The organism is Arthrobacter sp. SPT-J7, assembly GCF_059089965.1.
Genome location: NZ_JBNHFF010000377.1, coordinates 1 through 1,996, shown reverse-complemented (window position 1 = coordinate 1,996; position 1,996 = coordinate 1). Strand labels below are relative to the sequence as shown.

Annotated in this window: 1 protein-coding gene; it reads right to left on the bottom strand. The window is 63.4% G+C overall.

The window, feature by feature from the left end; translation table 11 throughout:
- A partial coding sequence (gene ppsA / locus AC5RWX_RS32795) for a phosphoenolpyruvate synthase (RefSeq protein ID WP_494100342.1) occupies nt 1-1,996 on the bottom strand: 1,996 nt, incomplete at both ends.

Below are 1,996 nucleotides of genomic sequence, written 5' to 3'. Positions count from 1 at the left end.
GCCGATAGAAAACCCGTCAAAGTACTCCAGGAAATCACCGGCCAGCAGCGCGTTGGACGGGATCTCACACATCATGATCACTTCGAGGCCATTTACCCCACGGACAAGTCCGTTCTCCGCCAGCAACTCGATGACACCGCGGGCCTCATCGAGGGTCCGCACGAACGGAATCATCAGCTTGACGTTAGTCAGGCCCATGTCATTGCGGACGAAGGACAGGGCCTCGCACTCGAGGTCGAAACAGTCCCGGAATGATGAGTCCAGGTAGCGTGAGGCACCCCGGAAACCGAGCATCGGGTTTTCCTCGTGGGGCTCGTACGCGGGACCGCCAATCAGGTTGGCGTATTCGTTGGACTTGAAGTCGGACATTCGGACAATGACCGGCTCCGGCGCGAACGCCGCCGCGATCGTGGACACCCCTTCGGCCAGCCGCTTGATGTAGTAGTCCCGCGGGCTGCCGTAAGCGGCAATCCGTTCCCTGATTTCCGCGGCGATGTCCTCCGGCTGGGTGTCCAAATTCAGGAGGGCCTTGGGGTGGATTCCGATTTGGCGGTTGATGATGAATTCCAGCCGGGCCAGGCCCACCCCGTGGTTGGGCAGCTGGGCGAAGGTGAACGCCTGTTCCGGGGTGCCCACATTCATCATGACCTTGACCGGGGCCTCGGGCAGGTGGGTGACTTCAGTTTCCTCAACTTTGAAGTCCAGCAGGCCTTCGTAGATCACGCCGGTCTCCCCGTCGGCGCAGGAGACGGTCACTTCCTGGCCGTCGACGAGGACGTGAGTAGCATCCCCGGTGCCGACGACGGCGGGAATCCCGAGTTCGCGGGCAATGATGGCTGCGTGGCAGGTGCGTCCGCCGCGGTTGGTCACGATGGCGGAGGCGCGCTTCATGATCGGTTCCCAGTCCGGGTCCGTCATGTCCGCGACCAGGACATCTCCGGTCTGAAAGCTCGCCATCTGGTCGATCGCGTTGAGGATGCGGACGCTGCCGGCACCGATGCGCTGGCCGATGGCACGGCCCTCGGACAGCACCCTGCCGGTGCCGTTCAGGCGGAACCGGCTCAGGCTGCCCGAGCCCCGGCGGGACTGCACTGTTTCAGGGCGTGCCTGCAGGATGTAAAGGCCCCCGTCGACTCCGTCCTTGCCCCACTCAATGTCCATCGGGCGGCCGTAGTGGTTTTCGATGGCAAGGGCGTGCCGCGCGAGCTGTTCGACGTCGTTGTCGCTGATGCTGAAACAGTTCCGCATCGAGGTCTCGACGGGTACGAAATCGATTGTGCGGCCGACCTCGGTGTTAGTCGTGTAGGTCATTTGCAGGGCCTTCTCGCCCAGCCCGCGTTTGAGGATCGCGGGCCGGCCAGCTTCCAGCGCAGGCTTGTAAACATAGAACTCGTCCGGGTTTACGGCGCCCTGGACAACGGCTTCGCCGAGGCCGTAGGAGGATGTGACAAAAACGGCATCGCGGAACCCGGACTCGGTGTCCATGGTGAACATGACGCCGGAGGCCCCGACGTCGGAGCGCACCATACGCTGAATCCCGGCCGAGAGCGCCACCTCGGCGTGTTCAAATTTGTGGTGCACGCGGTAGGCGATGGCGCGGTCGTTGTAGAGGGACGCGAACACGTCCTTGATGGCGAGCAGGATGTTGTCGATCCCGCGGACGTTCAGGAAGGTCTCCTGCTGGCCGGCGAAGGACGCATCAGGAAGGTCTTCGGCGGTGGCGCTGGAGCGGACGGCCCAGGAGAGGTCTTCAGCGCCGCCGTGCTTGTCCACCAGCTGCTGGTAGAAGTCACGAACCTGGGCTTCGAACTCCGGCAGGAAGGGCGTTTGGCGCATGAGGTCGCGGATTTCCTGGCCAGCGGCGGCAAGGGCAGTCACGTCGTCAGCGTCCAGGCCCACGAGCCGGTCGACAATCTTCTGGTCCAGCCCCGAATCTGCCAGAAAGCTGCGGTAGGCATCCGCTGTTGTTGCGAAACCGTCGGGGACATGAACCCCG